This window comes from Paenibacillus sp. EZ-K15 (genome assembly GCF_002573715.1).
In the GTDB taxonomy this organism is placed as follows: Bacteria; Bacillota; Bacilli; order Paenibacillales; family Paenibacillaceae; genus Paenibacillus_AQ.
In genome coordinates this window covers 42,926-61,489 of record NZ_PDHM01000021.1, presented here as the reverse complement: position 1 = coordinate 61,489, position 18,564 = coordinate 42,926, and the positions used below count along the sequence as shown (strand labels likewise).

Here is an 18,564-nt window from a genome sequence, read left to right as displayed (position 1 = left end):
AAGGTATAGTGAATGAAAGAGCCGACTTTGAATCCATAAAGTCGGCTCTTCTATCCTTATGGAATGATTTTACGCCGCCGGAGCTCGTCAAAGATGTTCATAAACATGGCCTCTGTATCGACATACTCATGAAATCCGAAGCGGCGGGCCTTCGAACCGTCTGCAAAGAAATCATAATCCCAGGAGAACACAAAATCACCGAACTTCCAGGAGGAAACCTCTTGATACGTGTGCTCCGCAAGTCCGTGCTGCTCAACCATACGATTCCAAACCGGCTCTTTATCTGCCATGACCGTTTCCAGATTCATCTGCAGGGGGGGCGCGGTTTCCATGTCAAAGTATTTCGCAATCTTCGGCCATAACTCGTTCCAACGGAACAGGTCCCCGTTCGTGATATTAAATGCTTGATTGGCGCATCGATCATCGGTTGCTGCCCATACTGTAGCCTTCGCGAGCAGATCGGCATCGGTCATCTCCAGCAGAGTGTGATAGGCCCCGGGCTTACCTGGAAAACGCAGCGGGATGCCGAGCTCTTTCGAAATCGAGGCATAGACGGCAATGACCATCGCCAGATTCATCGGGTTTCCAAGGGCGAAGCCGCTGACAACGGATGGACGCAGGGCTGACCATGTCCAAGCTTTGCCTTGCTGCCGTTCCTCAAGGAAGTTCTGCTGATCGATATTGAACTCTGGCGGCATATGGTTGGCATCTGTCTCCCGTGCTGGCGTCTTGAATGGACCGAGATGCGCGCCGTATACCTTGTAACCCTGCATCAGGCTGACATGCTGCAAATTGGCGGCAATCGGCTCGATAGCCTCCACTACATGGACGAGCATCGCCAGATTCGGTGCAACGAGCTCGGCCCACGTTGGCCGGTCCTGATAGGCAGCATAGAAGATATGCGTCACTTCCGATAAGTGACTTAATTTGGCGATCGTATCCTCGCGATCAAGCAGGTCGGCCGATATATAACGAACGCGGTTCGTTGATTCCCCGCCTCGGCGCGATACACCAATAATATCCCAATCGGGAAGCGTCGCAAGGTATTCGATGAGGTTGCGGCCGATCACCCCATTGGCTCCTACAACCAAAGCCGTCTTTTGCGAATAATGTGAATGTTGATCCGTATTCATAAATTCATCTCCTAACGACATGTTCTTGATTAATGTCATTTTGCACGTTAGGGTTCGGATTGAGAAGTACGCACTTTGAAGTGACCTAGTTACTGGTAATGTTTAAGCAATGCCAACCACATAAATCTAAGGGGATACGAAGCTAATGGGTTTCTTTGAACAGGATGACAAAAGAGTTTTGAATGATAAACAAAACTTTGAGGATCGGGCTCAGAAAAATAGTCCCTTCTTGAATTTCAAGAAGGGACTATTGCTTTTTAAACTATTAGTTTTTTCTATGAGAAGATCTGAAATTAAACGTATGGTTTTATTTCTTTTTGATAAAAGTCATATAATTGATCAACGGAAGAACTGGACAAGATATGACTGACCCGTTCAATTTTCTCGCGCTTCCAATCAAACCATCGCATTTCCTTTAACTTTTCAATTTCTTCTTCCGCAAAGCGTTTCCTTATCTCTTTAGCAGGGTTACCGCCTACGATAGTATATGGTGGGACATCTTTTGCAACTACCGAACCAGCCGCTACAATGGCGCCTTCGCCTATGGTCACACCTGGCATAATCATGGCATTCATTCCAATCCAGGCATCACTTTCGATGACTGTATCGCCTTTTGGTAGGTAAGAAGTTTCAATCTGCTCCACAAACGGATATACGGTTATCCATTCAGGATGATGATTGTGATTTCCACCCATTAAAATAACTACACCACTTGCAATGCATACGTAGTTTCCAATAATCAATTTATCTATATGCCAACCATGGTCTTCGATGGGGTTAAACAATCTTCTGGATTTTTCATCTCCCCATAGGTATCTAACGCACCCATCTTCAAAATCATGATGATCGTAATAACCAGAATAGTAAGAGTATTCCCCTACTTGAATCATGGCGTTGGTGACAATATCCTTTAAATACTTAATTTCGGACCAGTGTTCATACCGATGTTGTTTCATTCTTTTTCCTCGCTTCTAAGTAGAATAAAATCATTATTTACTCAGAAGCTTAATGCAGTAGCTACATTCTTAAACCTTTTCAAACGACGAACCATCGTCCTCATCCTTTTCCTGTTTGTTGGTGAGATTGTAACAAACGGATTGTCTTTTCGTCAAACACGCAGTTCGAATATACAGTGAATTTTTGTCCCATTCATTACGCCTGATCATTTTCTCACCTCAGCTGGCAACTTGCCAGCGAGGCTTTTTTTAATTTAAATCTAAATGATCTTGATTTTTTATTTTTCGACAGCATATTGAAACAAGCCCTCACCATATACTTTGCTATCAAGTCAATATAGATGGTTGTCTTTAAGTGTGCCGAAAGGTGGGATATGGTTTGTCGGATCCTTTTGTAGTCCGATCATTAGACGAAATACGTTTTTGGTCACGCATTATGAAAGAACATTCCTTTTTTCTTCGACTAGGATTTAGGTGTGAAGATACGCAGTTAATTAATGAGGCTAATCAATTTCATGAAACCTTCGAGGATATTGAAAGAAGATCACATTCTTTTCAAGCTGATACTGATCCCCAAACAATTCGACAGTTTAATTCAGAAGTTCACAATGCCGCTGTTCACATTTGGGCATTTAAGAGAAAGGTACTCGGGCTTATACTAAGGTGCCAACTTCCTGGGGGAAACAATTTCCCTTTGCTTGTAGATCATGTTAGCCGAGAAGCAAATTACTTTAGAAATCGGTTAGAGGAACTCAATAGCGGGAGACTTGAACCATTACCTGATGCGATTATCGATGAAAATGTCTTTTTCCTAAAAATCATGGCTGACCATGCAAAATTCATAGGCCATCTGCTTGATCCATCCGAGCGAAAATTAGTGGAACAAGCAAGGGAGTTTAGCCAGGATTTTGATACGTTGATGTATCAAGCCATTGACTTAAGTTCCATGCGTCCACAATCGCAAACCCATCCATTACTAAGTCAATTTGTTGATGAAAACCGCGTTTCAGTCAAATCATTGCGAGATTTTAAGAAGACTGCGCGCGACTTAATTGAGGAGTGTCGCATCAAAAGTATCATCCATCCCTTATTAGCAGATCACGTTTTTCGTGAAGCTGAACGATTCTTATTTATTCTTGACATGTTCGATCGGTCATTGTCTGGCATGAAGGTAAACAAGAAAGAAATCATGCATTAAAATAAGGGAGGGATATTTGATGGAAATACAAATAACGGGATTTGTTGTTCATTCCAATGACTCCGATTCGGGACATTCGCATCAACTCTTTCTTACATCTTGGGATGGAAGACCCGTTAACGTTCATGTTCATCCCTTCGAAGGAGATACATCCTTTGATGTTGGACATTTCCATCATTACGTGGGTGTAACGGAACCAGCTCCAAGTGGCGTTCCACACGTCCATAATTATCATGCCCAAACATCATTTAATGACCAACACAAGCACATGATTAGAGGAACAACTGGCCCCGCCATTCCCTTGGCAGGCGGCGGGCACTATCATTATTTTGAAGGCTATACCACAGTAGATGGTAGGATTCCACATGCTCATCGATATAGTGGAAACACGGGTAATGAACAGGCAGGTTATTGAGCCAATGGAGATTCTTGCTCTGGCAGAGCCCCAAAAAGACTTCCGGTTAGTAAGCCGGAAGTCTTTTTAACGTAAGGAATATATTTCGTAAATAGCTGCTAGATGTAAGAAAGAAACAGGGTGGCGATACCAAAGTAGATGACAAGCGATAGGATATCGTTAATGGTTGTAATTAACGGTCCCGAGGCTACTGCCGGATCAATTTTGAATTTGAATAGAATGAGCGGAATAATTGTACCTGCCATGGTTCCCACGATGAGTGTTGCAATCAACGAGCTTCCGACCACAAACCCCAGATAGAGATTGCCCTGCCAGAAGTATGCGATCAAGGATATCAGGATGCCGCATGTTACCCCAATCATCAATCCGACCTTCAGCTCTCTCGCTAACAGCCGGTACACCAGCGATTTCGTCATTTCTTTCGTGGTCAGGCCTCGCACAATAACAGCAAGCGACTGCGTGCCGGTATTGCCGGTCATTCCTGCAATCATGGGCATGAAGAAGGCTAGCGCCACAACCTGTGCCAGCGTCTCTTCAAATCTGGAAATGATCGTTCCGGAGATCAGACCGATGAATAAGAGCAAGATTAGCCATGGCAATCTTCGAAAGGCGGCAACGGTTGCTTTGGTGTTGAAGTCGATGGATTTGCCCCCGGTGGCATTCATTTTCCGAATGTCCTCGTCGGCTTCCTTGATGACGACGTCGAGAATATCGTCAACCGTAATGATGCCTACAAGTTTGTTATCCTGTTCAACGACGGGGATGGCGACGAGATCGTATTTTTGGATAATCTGGGCGACTTCCTCCTGATCGGCATCCGCAGGTACGGACAGAACCCGGCTGTGCATGATATCTACCATATATTCATCCGGCTCGGCCAAAATGAGTCCGCGGTAGGACACCACGCCCATCAGCTTTTTGTCTTGGTCAATGACGTACAGATAGTTGATCGTTTCCGAAATGGAGACGTAGGTTTTTAGCTTCTGGACTACCTCCGATACGGTGTAATGCTGGGGAATCCACACATAACGGTTCGTCATGATTCGGCCCGCAGTTTCCGGCGGGTATTTCATCAGGTTCTGGACAAATTGGGATTCCTCGTCCCGCATTCCCTTGAGGAATTCGTCTTTCTGCTCGGGTGACAGCTCATCAAGCAGAATGGCGAGGTCGTCGTTATCCATCAAGTCCAGGATGATGGCTGTTTTTTCTTTGCCCAGCTTGCCCAAAACTTCGATTTGCTGGTCGTGCTCCATTTCCTGAATCATATCAGCCAGCTGTTCCTCGTTCAGAAACTGCAGAAATCGGGTTTGGTCTGTATCGCTGAGATGGCTATGTATTCTGGCCAGGTCATAAGGAAGAAATTCATCGATCATTCGCTGAAAGTCATTTGGTGTTTTTGCTTTCAGACTCTCTATAATGTCCGGCATCCATTGCTCCAGTGTCCGAGTATTCACGCCGACAATCCTCCTTTCTGATTCCGTTCTATTATAGCAAAATGTTTACGTATTATAGGGTTCACCATAACGACTTGTTATTAAACAGTCAGGATACGGCAAGTGAATGAAAATAAGGTCTATGGACGAAAAAAAGAGTCTGCAGCAAGAGTTGCAAACGGTTGCAATTTCAAATAAGATATAGGCGCACAAATCTACGAGTAGGGGTGAGTATATGAAGTACAGACGTCTCGGGAAAACGGATCTGAAAGTATCGGTAGTCGGTGTGGGAACCTGGCAGTTTGGCGGTGATTGGGGGAAGGATTTCAATCAAAAGGAAGTCGATGCCATCTTAACGCATGCGAAGGAACTTGGCATTAATCTGCTCGATACAGCCGAATGTTATGGGCCTCATCATATGTCCGAGAAATTCATCGGCGATTTCTTGTTGCGCGATCGCCGCGAGGATTGGGTCATTGCCTCGAAGTTTGGTCATCGATGGCATGAGCAATGGGAGAACGCTTGGGATGCGAAGCAGATCCGAATTCAGCTGGAGGAATCACTTAAAGCGCTTCGTACCGATTACATCGACCTGTATCAATTCCATTCCGGCTCGGATGAAGTGTTCAACAATGATGATATGTGGACGATGCTGGACAAGCAGGTTCAGGCGGGAACCATCCGTAATCTGGGCATTTCCATTGGTAGCAACAAAAATATCTATCAAACCGACAAGGCCGCGGAGGTTAATGCTAAAGCCATTCAGGTTGTATATAACCGTCTGGACCAAGCTCCGGAGGAAGAGGTTCTTCCTTCATGCATGAAGCAGGATCTTGGCGTATTGGCGCGAGTTCCACTTGCGAGCGGGTACTTAAGCGGAAAGTATAAGCCGGGGACGGTCTTCAGCGATAATGTGCGCAAGAACCGTGACCAGGACGAGATTAATGCCAAGCTGAAGCTTGTGGAAGAGATTAAGCAGAACGAAGTGCCGGAGGGCGTGAATATGGCCGAGTGGGCGCTGGCCTGGTGTTTGAAGCATCCTGCTGTCAGCTGTGTCATTCCCGGCTGCAAGAGCGTCGAGCAGGTGGAGATGAACGCAAGAGCCGTGGAGCTGGATTTGGTCCAGGACGACCATCCGGGTGCGTGGAGGGGATAAACGCTCTGATTTCATTTATTATTTTAGCTGATCGGTCATGGGCTGCGGCTTTGAATCTAGACATAAATAATATGAAAATCGTAAAAAGCCACTTTGCTAAGTGGTTTTTTTCGTTAGATTGTAATCTTTCAGATCAAGAATTATGAACGAATTGGGAATCGTATTTAGTAATAGGTTATAAATATGATAGAGTAGTTTTATGGAATGAAGATCGTGGGAGGAACCAGATGAAACCGATTAATAAACTTAGCGTTCAAGATGATTTTGTTGGATTTTACTTGCTGAAAGAATTAAATATGAGACAGACCAACGGCACGCCGCCGAAAGATTATTTTGATATTATCCTCTCGGATGCGAGCGGCCAGATTTCGGCCAAGTACTGGGATGTGACCATTCAAGATAAAGAAACGTTCCTGCCGATGCAATTAGTCAAAATCCGGGGAACCGTGCTGAGCTACAGGGATCAGCTTCAAGTCAAAATCAGCCGAATTCGTAAAGCAACGGATGAGGACGGCGTTTCCTTGACCGATTTTGTAAGGGCTGCACCAATCCGACCCGTGGATCTATTACATACGATCAAACTTACGATGAATGAGATTACGGAGCCGCAGATACGAAGCATCGTGCAGTATTGTGTGTCGAAGGTGGAAGAGAAGTTGATGCATTATCCGGCTGCCAAAACCTATCATCATGCTTACTTTGCCGGACTTGCCTATCATATTGTCCGCATGCTGGAGATTGGCGATTTCATCTGCAAGCAGCGGCCGTTTCTGAATCCGGACTTGATCAAGGCCGGCATTATCCTTCATGATATCGCAAAGCCGGAAGAGATGATCGCCCAGATGGGCATCGTTACGGACTACAGCAATCAGGGGAAATTGATCGGACATATCGCCCTGGCATCCAACTGGATCGTGGAAGCGGCCATTCAGAACGACATCGCGCTAGAATCCGAAGTGGTACTGGGATTGCAGCATCTCGTACTTTCCCACCATAACCTGGGAGAGTGGGGGAGCCCGGTTCAGCCGCAAACGGCTGAAGCCGTTGCGCTGCACCATATCGACCTGCTGGATGCCAAGCTGCAGATGGTAGAGGATGCCCTGGATACGACCCTTGAAACGGAGCCATGGACACCGATGATCCGTGGACTCGATAATAAGGCGATTTATCGGTTGAAGGTATAACAATTGAGGCATCCCCCGATCCATTGGATCGTGAAGGATGCCTCTTTATGATGCTTGAGGAAGCTTATGATTCTTGGATCGGTAGGGTAAAGCGCACCGTTGCCCCGCAAGGCGGGGTGTTCTCGGCAGAAATATGCCCTCCATGATGCTGTATGAGAAGTTTGGCGATATACAGCCCCAGACCGGAATGCCCTTTTTGTCTGGAGGAAGGGTGATCCCCTTGATAAAACTGCTTAAATACCTGCTGCAGATCTTGCTGCTGCCCAAAGCCTGCTCCATTATCCGTCACAGCCATCATCACCTGCTGCTCGGTGATTTCGATCCGCCATAGAATCTGTCCGGCTTCAGGGGTATATCGAATGCTGTTCGAAACGAGATTATCCAGAACCTGCATGATGCGATAGGGATCCAAGATGACGGGCTTCTTGTTCATTCGATTATCGTTGATCTCTGTATGGAACGTTATGTTCATATTGCTGCATAAAGCGGCATATTCCATGGTTTTATCATCCGCTAATTCTTCAATATCCACGGGAAGCGGCTGAAGCTGAAAAGATACCTTTTCAATTTCTGCGATAGTGTTCATATCCTGAAGGAGTTTCGAAGCACGTGTCGTGTTGCGTTTGATGACTTGCAGATATTGCGATCGTTTAGCTTCATAAGACTCCCCGTTCATCTGCTCCAAGCCCTCAACATGTCCTTGAATAATCGTAAGCGGTGTCCGAAGGTCGTGAGCGAGAGCCGCAAACATGGTGCTTCTATCCTGCTCCAATCTCCATTCCCGCTCGATGGATTGCTCCAGCTCCTGACGCATGTCCTCAAAAGCATTCGTAAGACGATTAACTTCCGTTATGGACGATGTCCCTGCCATGGAAAAGTGTAAACTTCGCTCTTTAATCTGTTCGGCTCCTTGCAGAAGCTGCTGCAGCGGGGTGCTGATCTTGCGGCTGAATCGTCTTCCGAATATCAGAGTGAACAAGATGATATACAGAAAAGGCGTCAGAATAAAGGCCAGGGACCCAAAGGTTATCAAGGGATTCAGCGCCGGATTGACTGCCGTCACCTTCAGGTTATATCCAAGCAGAAGAGCCCCTGCAAGATCTCCGTCACTGGAGACAACCGGAATGTATTTAACGACTTGATTCATGCTGCTGTGCGTCTGGTTCAAGCGTGCCAGTATCTTTTGCCGGTTAAGCGATTCTTTTAGAGTAAGATCACCATATAAGGGTTCGCCGGTAAGGGACACAACGAGGTAGGACATGCCCTGCGAGGGGATCACCTTTTCCAGTTCGGCTTGTCCCTGCGTGCTCATGACAGAATCGCCCCGGTCTTCCGCGTACTCCGAAATAACAGGGATCTGAGCTTCATAATGATTTGCCGGGAGCGCGATGTCATGGTTGAACAAGTACCCAAGCAGCATGACGAGCAGTCCCCAGGTTACAAGCGTAGCCAGCAAGCTGCAGGCCAGAATCGAGGCGAAATGGCGGGCGAACGTGTTTTTGATGGAACGCTGTTTCATCATTTGGGATCCCACTTGTAGCCGATGCCCCATACGGTTTGAATATAGCTGCGGTCCTGTGCGTGGGCGGCCAGCTTGGCCCGGATTTTCTTGATATGCTCGGTAATGGTAGCGTCGTCCCCCTCAGCGTCAAATCCCCATAACTTCTCGTAAATCTGTTCTCTGGAAAAGACCTGCCCCTGATGCATCGCCAGCAGTTCTACGATCTGATACTCCTTATTCGTAAGAGCGATGTTGTGCCCGCTGCAGGTAACGGCATGCCCCTTGCAATCGATCATCAGGGATTGGAATCGCAGGAGGCCTTGTTCTTTTTGCGCGTGGATTCTCTGTTCTCGCCGCAGATGGGCATGGATTCGGGCTTTCAATTCCGCGAGGCTAAAGGGCTTGAGCAGATAATCGTCCCCGCCGGCAGCCAGCCCTCGAATCCGGTCCACTTCACTTTGGCAAGCACTCAAGAACACAATAGGACACTGCGTGCTTTCCCTAAGCTGCTCGCAGACCTCAATGCCGTTCATCTCGGGCATCATCACATCGAGGATGATCAGGGACGGCTGCTGCTCGCTCTGGATTAACGCCTCCCGTCCACTTCCAGCAGTCAGTACGTGATAGCCTTCAATCTCCAGAGCGTCTTGTATAAAAGAGATGATTTCTTCTTCATCATCCACCAATAGGATCGTTTCGTTTGCCATATTTATTACATCCTCCGAAAAATAGCTATTTCTAAATATACCTAATTAGTGTAGTGTACACGTCATTTCTAAAGAATAAATAAAGAAAGGAAAGTCTGATTACTTGAAGTTTATAGGTGCCCAACCTTCAACGGAGCAGGCGGAATCATTCTGGAGAAGCGGCAGCGGTCGCCTTTGCATCCGGATTTCAACCATTCTTAAAAGGATAGATAGAAATCTGGGGGCAACAGCGATCGGAAGAATGATCCGCATGCGCAGTGATGCTTAAGCTACTGTATTTTTAGTTCAATATGTAAATCTTTATCCTTTCTTTATGATTGTACCTTAACCTGATGGCACAATGATAAGGAGGTACGATGATGGCAACGAATTCACAGCCAAGAATACAGCTCATTGACAGCTTGAGAGGATTTGCACTATTAGGCATCTTTTTGGTTAACATTACGTTTTTTACAACATCGCTACAAACGATTTCCTTCGGGGTCGAATTATGGTCAGGCTGGTACAATGAGATCCTGATGCTGCTGCGCGGAATTGTAATTGACGGCAAATTTATTTTGATTTTCTCTTTCCTGTTTGGTTTTGGTATGGTGTTGTTACAGGAGAGCAGTCAGGCCAAAGGGCGGAGCTTTAACCGCATCTATACTCGCAGGTTGACGGCTTTGCTTCTGATCGGTCTGGTTCATGGCATCCTGATTTGGTACGGAGACATTCTGACCCACTATGCACTCATGGGTTTTCTGCTGATGCTGTTTCAGCGCTGCAAGCCGAGAACGCTGCTAATCTGGTCACTGTCCCTGCTGCTGCTCGTTCCCGTCCTGCTGACGGGAGCAAGTCTGCTGAGCTCTTCGGCCGGACAGGTTTTTGAGCCGTTGAGCCAGGCGGATGCGCATCAGATGGGAATCTATTTCCAGGAGCGGGATGCAGCCATATACGGAGAGGGGACGATGACTCAGATCATCGCTCAGCGGCTGAATGATTACATCGGCTCCATTTTGAATATGGTGGTCTTCTACCCACAAGTATTAGGGATGTTCCTGATGGGTGCCTACTTCTGCAAGCGCCGTATTTTGCACGAGGTCCAGAAGAACCGGAAGGGGATCATCAAATTGGTCGTCATTGGCGAAAGTTTGGGTCTTGTCCTTCAACTCGTGATGTCGCTAGCGGATGGACTTCCATCCTGGGGCGAGGCGGTAGCCTTATTCGTTGGGGCACCACTCTTGACCCTGGGCTATATCGGCGCGTTTGCACTTTTATACCAGAATACATCGTGGCAGAAGGTGTTGAATTTATTTTCTTATCCCGGGAAAATGGCCTTCACCAACTATTTGCTTCAATCGATCCTTTGCGGATTGATCTTTTACAGCTACGGATTGGGCTGGTACGGAACGATCGAACCGATCTGGCAGATGGTGATGGTTGTCGTCATTTTTGCTCTTCAAGCGATCTTCAGCAGAGTCTGGTTGAAGCGGCTTCCGATAGGACCATTCGAATACATCTGGCGCCTGTTTACGTATTGGGGAAATCCGGTAAAACAGGGGCAGAAGGTGAATGTTCGTCTCTGACATGAAGCCCGCTTTTATAAAACTTCACTGCATCAAAGCACCCAAGCTTTAAATAAAACTCTTGCAATTTCAATCCGGGGTGTATTACAATGCTTCTTAATTAACGAACACGATATGTTAAAACAAGCGATGATGGAAAGAGTAAGCGAAAGAACGTTCCTGACAGGAAAGGGCTGCCACCGACTGAGAGCGCCCGGGCGAAGGTTCTCCGCTGAAGTTCATTCCGGAGCTGGTATGCTGATAATCTGCATGTTACGTGCGGATGGTAGGTTTACCCGTAACCCTTGCGTTAAGAGGTTCAAGTGAGATGTGTTTGCTTTTTTTCGGCATATCTAATAAGGGTGGTACCACGACTCCTCGTCCCTTTCCGGGCGGGGGGTCTTTTTGTTTTTATAAACTAGAAAAATAGGTGAGGGAGAGATTTCAGATGAGTCAAGGACGTTTGGAACAATTAAGATCGGAGCTCGATGCCGTTAATCTTCAGCTGCTGGAGCTGTTGTCGGAGCGGGCACGAATCGCCCAGGAGATCGGTCAGGAGAAGCAAAAGCAGGGAGTGCCTGATTTTGATCCGGTACGTGAGAAAAAAATGTTGGACACTCTGGTGGAGCATAACCAAGGTCCTTTCGATAATGAAACAGTGCGTCATTTATTTAAACAGATTTTCCAGGCATCCTTGAAGCTGCAGCAAGTCGATCACAAGAAGCATTTGCTGGTGAGCCGGAAGAAGAAACAGGAGGATACGCTGATTCAGCTGGGCAGCACCATCATTGGTGGCGGCACGCCGGTAATGATCGCAGGACCATGCTCGGTTGAGAGTTATGAGCAAGTACGCCAGGTTGCGGCTGCCCTTAAGGAAGCGGGCATGACTGTCATGCGCGGCGGTGCATTCAAACCGAGAACATCGCCTTACGATTTTCAGGGCTTGGGTATTGAAGGCCTGAAAATTCTGAAGGAAGTGGCGTCCGAGTTCGGCCTGAAGACGATCAGCGAAATCGTGGACCCTGCGCATATCGAGCTTGCGTGCGAATACATTGACGTCATTCAGATTGGTGCGCGGAACATGCAGAACTTTGAGCTGTTAAAAGCGGCGGGGGATGTTCAGACGCCGGTGCTGTTGAAACGCGGTCTTGCGGCTACGATCGATGAGTTCGTGCACGCTGCGGAATACATTGTATCCCGCGGCAATACACAGGTGATGCTGATTGAACGCGGCATTCGGACGTACGAGAAGGCGACGAGAAACACCTTGGACATCTCGGCGGTGCCGATTCTGAAACAAGAAACACATCTTCCGGTACTGGTGGACGTGACCCATTCCACAGGCCGTAAGGACATCCTGGCCCCTTGTGCCAGAGCGGCTCTCGCTGCAGGAGCAGACGGCGTGATGGTAGAAGTTCATCCCGATCCGGCTACGGCGTTGTCCGATGCAGCGCAGCAGCTGAATATTCCGGAATTCCATGATTTCCTGGCGAATGTGAAGAAGTCCGGATTGCTGTAAACCATGCGTTCTTTTGCTTTTGGAAGATAAAGGGTTGACAAAACCCTCCTCTTTCCTTAAGATAGTTATCAAAATTCATATCGAAATGTTTTGATTAGAAATAGTAAAAGCGAAATGACTTTTCAGAGAGCCGTTGGCAGGTGTGAAACGGTAATGTCGTTCCCTTTGAACTCGTCTATGAACAGCTGCCTGATCATGTAGGGTTAGCCGGAGTTCCACCGTTATAGGGATAGATGGTGATGGCCATCGAAGAAGATCATTTTGCATAAAAATGAATTAGAGTGGTACCGCGGGTTCAACCCCGCCTCTATACGTAGAGGCGGGGTTTTTTGTTGGTTAAATTCCGGGTTTAACCAACCCCGCTTGATATAAATAAACGAAAATGAATGATCGATTATCGAGGAGGAATATCAAATGGAACGCAACATTATCGTATTGGACACAACCTTGCGTGACGGAGAGCAGGTTCCGGGCGCCAAACTGAACGTACAGCAAAAGATCGAGTTTGCACAGCAGCTAAAGCGGCTGAACGTCGATATTATCGAGGCGGGTTTTCCCGCGTCTTCGGCAGGGGATTTCCAAGCGGTTCAGGAAATCGCCCGATCCGTAGGCGATAGTGTCTCGATCACCGCACTTGCACGCGCGGTGAAGGGCGATATCGACGCCGTATATGAAAGCATTAAGCTTGCGCAAAATCCGCTGATTCATATCGTGCTCGGCACCTCGAACATTCATGTGGAGAAGAAATTCAACCGCTCCAAGGATGCGGTGCTTCAGATGGGTGTTGATGCGGTGAAGTACGCCAAAACGCTGCTGCCTCATGTACAGTATTCGACCGAGGACGCATCCAGGTCCGATTTTGAATATCTGTGGACAACGATCGAAGCCGTCGTGAAGGCCGGAGCAACGATGATTAACGTACCGGATACGGTCGGTTATGCCGTTCCGGATGAATTTGGCGAATTGATCCGCAAAATCAACGAGCGCCTGAAGAATCTGAACGACCAGGTTATTCTCAGCGTTCACTGCCATAACGATCTCGGGCTTGCTACGGCGAATACGCTCAGCGCAGTGAGAAACGGCGCCCAAAAAGTAGAATGCACGATCAATGGTTTAGGGGAGCGCGCAGGCAATACGTCGCTTGAAGAAGTGGTCATGGGACTCAAAGTCCGGGAGAATCACTTTAAGGCCTCCACCAATATCCGGCTCAAGGAGCTGATTAGAACCTCCAGGCTGTTGACGCATTTGACGGGCCTGGATGTGCAGGTGAATAAGGCGATTACGGGTGAGAATGCCTTCGCGCACTCTTCCGGCATCCATCAGGATGGATTGCTTAAGGATAAACAGGTTTACGAAATTATGTCGCCGGAGGAAGTTGGCGCTGACAGCATGGAGCTGATCCTGACAGCGCGATCCGGGAGACATGCGTTCAAGAATGCGGTGGAGAAGCTTGGCTTCGAGACAGGGGAAGGCGAAGATTTTGAAGCGCTGTTTGAGAAATTCCTTCAGCTTGCCGATGCTAAGAAGGAAGTATATGATCATGACGTTTTTTATCTGGTGACCCAGCATCGTACCCATGAAGAAGTCAGCAGTCATCTGTATGAGCTGGATTCGTTCCAGGTCGTGACCAATGATCTGTATCCGACGGCAACCGTGAAGCTGAAAAAAGGCAGCGAGACGTTCAGGGACAGCATGGTAGGGGATGGCCCGATCGATGCGCTGTACAGCGCCATGAAAGCGTTGGTTGGTTTGGACGTACAGTTAAAGGATTACAAAATCAACAGTCTGTCCAGAGGAAAAGAAGCCATCGGCCGGGTAAACATTCGAATCGAATATCAGGGCAAAATCTATTCCGGGCGCGCAATGGATACGGATATTATTAAGGCAAGCGCGTTGGCTTTTCTTAACGGAATTAATGCGGTATTGCTTGATACCAGCCACGATATGCAGGTGCAAGAGCCGGCGAGAGAACTATAATTAATGCCGTCATTGGGATCGTTGATGGTTGATTTGATAAGCTAAGGAAGCTCGGTACGTTCACTAATGGGCAAGTCATTAAGGCAACGTAAAGCTGTTGCGGAGCTAAATACCCCACGTCTATTTCTAATGTAGAAGCGGGGTATTTTGGCTGTCGTAAAGGACAATTCTGTGGAATGAATAACACTTATTGACCGATCGTTACAAAATATATATAATGAGCTGAAAGCCTTAGGAAAGGAGCAGCCAACACCATGAGAAGAGTATGGAGGGCACGTTGTTGCAACGACGAAATGGTACATTACGAAATGTAGTAATTTAGAGAGGCGTGTTTTTTTGAATATTTTTGTACTGAATAGTAAAGAAGTTGATTTTTATGTGAAAGTGTAATCCAGCTATAGTGCGGTTTATAGTGTGGTTGGACTTGATGCGCTTATTTTTGTACCGAAAGTTACAAAACTATTGAATAATTATGATAGGAGCTGTTCCCATTGCCTTTTTCCATTTATGTATTAGGCCTAATGATCTTCTCAATGACCACCTCCGAATTTATGGTGGCTGGCATTATGCCTTCGCTTGCAGCGGAATTCAACGTTTCGATTGCCGCCATCGGATATCTCATTACAGCATATGCGGTCGGGATGATCGTAGGAGGGCCGCTGCTGACGATAGGGCTGTTGAAAGTGAGGCCCAAACAAGCCTTCATGACCGTGTCCGTTATCTTCCTAATGGGACAGACTTTAGGCGCCATAGCCCCGAATTACGAAGTCATGTTGGCAGCGCGGATCATTACAGGGCTTTCCTCCGCTGCCGCGTTCGGTGTATCGCTCGCTATCTCCTTCAGCCTTGTTGATCCGGAGTCACGGGGACGCGCAAGCTCTATCGTTATCGGCGGATTGATGGTTGCTACCGCAATCGGAGTTCCGCTGGCGATGTGGATCGAGCAGCTGCTGGGCTGGCGTGCCAGCTTCTGGGCCGTGGTGGTCCTGCTGCTTGTTTCAGGACTGGTAGGCCTGTTTACGATTCCATCCCTGCCGAAGCCGGAGAAGGCTGGCATCCGGCAAGAGCTGGCTGCCTTTAAGAATCGCCGGCTGTGGGCTGCATATGCCACAAGCATGCTGATTATCGGAGCTACCTTTGCCGCATTCAGTTATTTCTCGCCGATCTTAACCGATCTTGCCGGCTTTGGCTCTCAGGCGGTTCCGATCCTGCTTGGCGTTTACGGCTTGGCGACGGTGCTTGGCAACATGGTCACCGGCAGGCTGGCGGATCATTATATGATGCCGATTCTCACGATAGGGCTGATTACCTTAGCCGCTGCTTTGGTGGTATTTGGACTGTTCGTTCACAGCCCGGTCATTGCCATGATCGCTGTTGCGCTTGTTGGTCTGGTGGGTGTGCCCATGAACCCGGCGATGGCTACCCGGGTTATAAGAGTCGCCGATACGGGGTCACTTGTAACGACGGTTCATGGTTCTGTTATCAGCTTGGGGGTTGTTGTCGGCTCCTCTATGGGTGGAATGACCATAGATGCCGGTTTTGGCTTGGCATCGCCTCTGTGGGTTGGAGCGCTCTTGGCTGTCGTGGGCTTGCTTTCCTTGCTGCCTGGCATTAGAGGCAAGGAGAGAAAAACGGCGATTGCCAAATCTTCCTGAACGAAAGAACCGACTCGTATTCTGGAGGAGTCGGTTCTTTTTTTGCTAAACATTCAAGCATCATCTCTTTTATAGTACATTAGGAAATAAGATCTCAGCATCAGGGAATGAATGTTAGTATTAAGAAATTGAAATGTAAGAACAACAGGGGACCTTTCGATTGATATTTGACAGGAGGTGCTTCATTGATGGTCGATTTTGAGTGGTACAGAAGCTTTTGCACGATTTATAAGCATAATTCCGTTTCCGAAGCGGCGAAGACCCGGATCATGACCCAGCCGGCGATGAGTCAGCATCTCGCTGCCTTGGAAGCCGAGGTGGGAGAAGCGCTGTTTATTCGCACGACCCGAAAAATGGTGCCAACCGAACGAGGGAAGGAGCTGTACTCGCAATTGGCTCCTCTGATCGAGTCACTTGAAGAAACGACGATGCAATTTAAATCGGCTTCCCTTCCCTCGCTTACGGTCATTAAGATCGGAGCGGCGCATGAATTTTTTAGTGAGAAAATCCTGCCCCGGCTTGAAACGTTCAGCACATGTACGCTCTCCCATTTTGGGACCGCGGATGAGCTGCTGGAGCTATTAAAGGAAGATAAGCTCGATATTGTCATTACGTCCAAGAAGTATCAAACACCGGGAATCGAGTATGTGAAGTTTATGGAAGAAGAATTTGTTATCGTTGCTCCCGGGGATTACGACGTACCTGTATTTACGGGGGTTCAGCAGAAGGAGCGGTGGCTATCCTCCCAGAGCTGGATCAGCTATGGCTTGGAATTGCCCATCATACGAAGGATTTGGCGAGAGCACTTTAAGAAGAGGCCATTAATTAGACCGAAGCATATCATTCCGAATTTACATATGATTTTGAGGGCGGTTGAGCAAAGTATGGGGTTAAGCGTTGTGGCGACCTATCTGTTAGGCGATTCGGCAGACAAGGGTAAATCGAAAGTCATATGCGAAGAATGCAAAGTGACCAATGAGTTGTTTTTTGCTTATCAAGCCAAACATAAGCATCTGCCTCAAATTCAAGAAGCCATCTCCACAATTCGGGATTATATATAATAATATTTATAAATACGCGATAATTTCATGATTTGTTTTATAGATAGGGCTGCCGTTAGAATGAGAGGGCAACCTAAAGTCTGAAAACAGGAGGAGTTCACAACATGAAAGTCTTTGTTACAGGTGCTACCGGTTATATAGGAGGCTCCGTTGCGAAAGTTCTGCTTGATGCAGGTCATACGGTGTACGGCTTGGTACGCAATCGAGATAAAATAGATGCTCTTCAGGAGCTGGGCATAACGCCCGTACTCGGGACATTGGAGGATACGGAGACGCTAACCCAATACGCGCAAATGAGCGATGCGGTTATTCACACGGCGGACTCGGATCATCGTCTGGCGGTGGAAACATTCATTGAAGCTTTACGCGGCAGCGGAAAACCATTCCTGCATACGTCGGGCTCCAGTGTCGTCGGCGATGACGCCAGGGGAGATTCCGTCAGTGAACGGATTTACGATGAAGAGACGCCATTCACGCCGATGGATATCCGGGAAGAACGCGTGGCGATCAATAACCGTGTGCGTAGAGCCGGAATCGACGACGGGGTCCGAAGCGTCGTGATCGTGCCTTCCATGATATATGGGGACGCGCTTGGTTTGCCTACAGAGAGCGATCAATTGCCGCAGATTATTCGGAAGTCGCGTGAAATGGCAGCCGGCATTCATGTGGGCAGAGGGGTCAACCGTTGGTCCAACGTCCATATCAAGGATTTGGCACGGCTGTACCTGCTGGCTCTTACGAAAGCGCCGTCCGCTTCCTATTTTTTTGCGGAGAACGGCGAGGAATCCTATGGGGATATCGCAAGATCCGTCAGCAAGGCTCTTGGTTTCGGCGGAAAAACGATGTCTTGGCCGGCTGAGGATGCGATGGCTGAGCTTGGAGACTGGGCGAGGTTCGCGATTGCCTCGAACAGCCGCGTGCGTGCCGTTCACGCCCGGAATTTACTCGGCTGGCAGCCTGCGGAAGAACCGCTGCTGAACTGGATTCATGATCATGTAAAATAAGCTTTGCAAATCAAAACGGCAGAAATGCCGTTTTTTTGTGCGTTTGACGAGGTGTGACCATGAAACGGTTATCGGCATCCCGGTCTGCTTGCGCCACCAGCATAGGAAAACACATGCGATC

At 47.8% G+C, this 18,564-nt stretch carries 15 protein-coding genes and 1 other annotated feature; of the genes, 10 read left to right on the top strand and 5 right to left on the bottom strand.

Annotated features, from left to right (window positions below):
• Positions 1 to 56: 56 nt before the first annotated feature.
• Together CRG97_RS24360 and CRG97_RS24355 are read right to left on the bottom strand one after the other, a co-directional pair.
• On the bottom strand, positions 57 to 1,133 hold the full coding sequence (locus CRG97_RS24360; RefSeq protein ID WP_098748295.1) for an SDR family oxidoreductase: 1,077 nt from the start codon (positions 1,131 to 1,133) through the stop codon (positions 57 to 59).
• 293 nt (positions 1,134 to 1,426) lie between these two features.
• A complete protein-coding gene (locus tag CRG97_RS24355; RefSeq protein ID WP_098748294.1) occupies positions 1,427 to 2,089 on the bottom strand; it encodes a CatB-related O-acetyltransferase in 663 nt (220 codons plus the stop codon).
• 436 nt (positions 2,090 to 2,525) lie between these two features.
• Here CRG97_RS24355 and CRG97_RS24350 point away from each other — a divergent pair, with 436 nt between their 5' ends.
• Together CRG97_RS24350 and CRG97_RS24345 are read left to right on the top strand one after the other, a co-directional pair.
• Positions 2,526 to 3,287, top strand: a complete 762-nt coding sequence (locus CRG97_RS24350; RefSeq protein ID WP_237566587.1) for a DUF2935 domain-containing protein — start codon at positions 2,526 to 2,528, stop codon at positions 3,285 to 3,287.
• A 19-nt stretch (positions 3,288 to 3,306) separates the two neighbouring features.
• Entirely contained in the window at positions 3,307 to 3,702 is a 396-nt protein-coding gene (locus CRG97_RS24345) for a YmaF family protein (RefSeq protein ID WP_098748292.1), read from the top strand.
• Positions 3,703 to 3,800: 98 nt separating this feature from the next.
• Here the strand turns inward: CRG97_RS24345 and mgtE are convergent, their stop codons facing one another.
• Positions 3,801 to 5,156 (bottom strand): magnesium transporter, encoded by a 1,356-nt coding sequence (mgtE, locus tag CRG97_RS24340; RefSeq protein ID WP_098748291.1) that lies wholly within the window; start codon positions 5,154 to 5,156, stop codon positions 3,801 to 3,803.
• Between the two features lie 214 nt (positions 5,157 to 5,370).
• Between mgtE and CRG97_RS24335 the strand changes: the two genes are divergently transcribed.
• Both CRG97_RS24335 and CRG97_RS24330 read left to right on the top strand, forming a co-directional pair.
• Positions 5,371 to 6,291, top strand: a complete 921-nt coding sequence (locus CRG97_RS24335) for an aldo/keto reductase (protein WP_098748290.1) — start codon at positions 5,371 to 5,373, stop codon at positions 6,289 to 6,291.
• 227 nt (positions 6,292 to 6,518) lie between these two features.
• Entirely contained in the window at positions 6,519 to 7,475 is a 957-nt protein-coding gene (locus CRG97_RS24330) for a 3'-5' exoribonuclease YhaM family protein (RefSeq protein WP_098748289.1), read from the top strand.
• Positions 7,476 to 7,539: 64 nt separating this feature from the next.
• Here the strand turns inward: CRG97_RS24330 and CRG97_RS24325 are convergent, their stop codons facing one another.
• On the bottom strand, positions 7,540 to 8,997 hold the full coding sequence (locus CRG97_RS24325) for a sensor histidine kinase (RefSeq protein ID WP_098748288.1): 1,458 nt from the start codon (positions 8,995 to 8,997) through the stop codon (positions 7,540 to 7,542).
• Positions 8,994 to 9,683 (bottom strand): response regulator transcription factor, encoded by a 690-nt coding sequence (locus CRG97_RS24320; RefSeq protein WP_098748287.1) that lies wholly within the window; start codon positions 9,681 to 9,683, stop codon positions 8,994 to 8,996. The genes CRG97_RS24325 and CRG97_RS24320 overlap by 4 nt, the downstream gene beginning before the upstream one ends.
• Before the next feature lie 356 nt (positions 9,684 to 10,039).
• Between CRG97_RS24320 and CRG97_RS24315 the strand changes: the two genes are divergently transcribed.
• The 6 genes from CRG97_RS24315 to CRG97_RS24290 all read left to right on the top strand — a co-directional run bounded on the left by CRG97_RS24315 (position 10,040) and on the right by CRG97_RS24290 (position 18,443).
• Positions 10,040 to 11,248: a DUF418 domain-containing protein gene (locus CRG97_RS24315; RefSeq protein ID WP_237566569.1), complete on the top strand. Its 1,209-nt coding sequence runs from the start codon at positions 10,040 to 10,042 to the stop codon at positions 11,246 to 11,248.
• A 427-nt stretch (positions 11,249 to 11,675) separates the two neighbouring features.
• Positions 11,676 to 12,746, top strand: coding sequence for a bifunctional 3-deoxy-7-phosphoheptulonate synthase/chorismate mutase (locus tag CRG97_RS24310; RefSeq protein WP_053492057.1), 1,071 nt, complete (start codon positions 11,676 to 11,678; stop codon positions 12,744 to 12,746).
• Between the two features lie 81 nt (positions 12,747 to 12,827).
• Positions 12,828 to 13,058 (top strand) — a binding site (T-box leader).
• A 102-nt stretch (positions 13,059 to 13,160) separates the two neighbouring features.
• The gene (locus CRG97_RS24305; protein WP_098748285.1) at positions 13,161 to 14,723 is read left to right on the top strand and encodes a 2-isopropylmalate synthase; all 1,563 of its coding nucleotides are present in this window, start codon (positions 13,161 to 13,163) and stop codon (positions 14,721 to 14,723) included.
• A gap of 491 nt (positions 14,724 to 15,214) precedes the next feature.
• The gene (locus tag CRG97_RS24300) at positions 15,215 to 16,378 is read left to right on the top strand and encodes an MFS transporter (RefSeq protein WP_098748284.1); all 1,164 of its coding nucleotides are present in this window, start codon (positions 15,215 to 15,217) and stop codon (positions 16,376 to 16,378) included.
• 188 nt (positions 16,379 to 16,566) lie between these two features.
• Positions 16,567 to 17,439: a LysR family transcriptional regulator gene (locus CRG97_RS24295; RefSeq protein ID WP_098748283.1), complete on the top strand. Its 873-nt coding sequence runs from the start codon at positions 16,567 to 16,569 to the stop codon at positions 17,437 to 17,439.
• Between the two features lie 104 nt (positions 17,440 to 17,543).
• On the top strand, positions 17,544 to 18,443 hold the full coding sequence (locus CRG97_RS24290; protein ID WP_098748282.1) for an NAD-dependent epimerase/dehydratase family protein: 900 nt from the start codon (positions 17,544 to 17,546) through the stop codon (positions 18,441 to 18,443).
• The last annotated feature ends 121 nt before the right edge of the window (positions 18,444 to 18,564 follow it).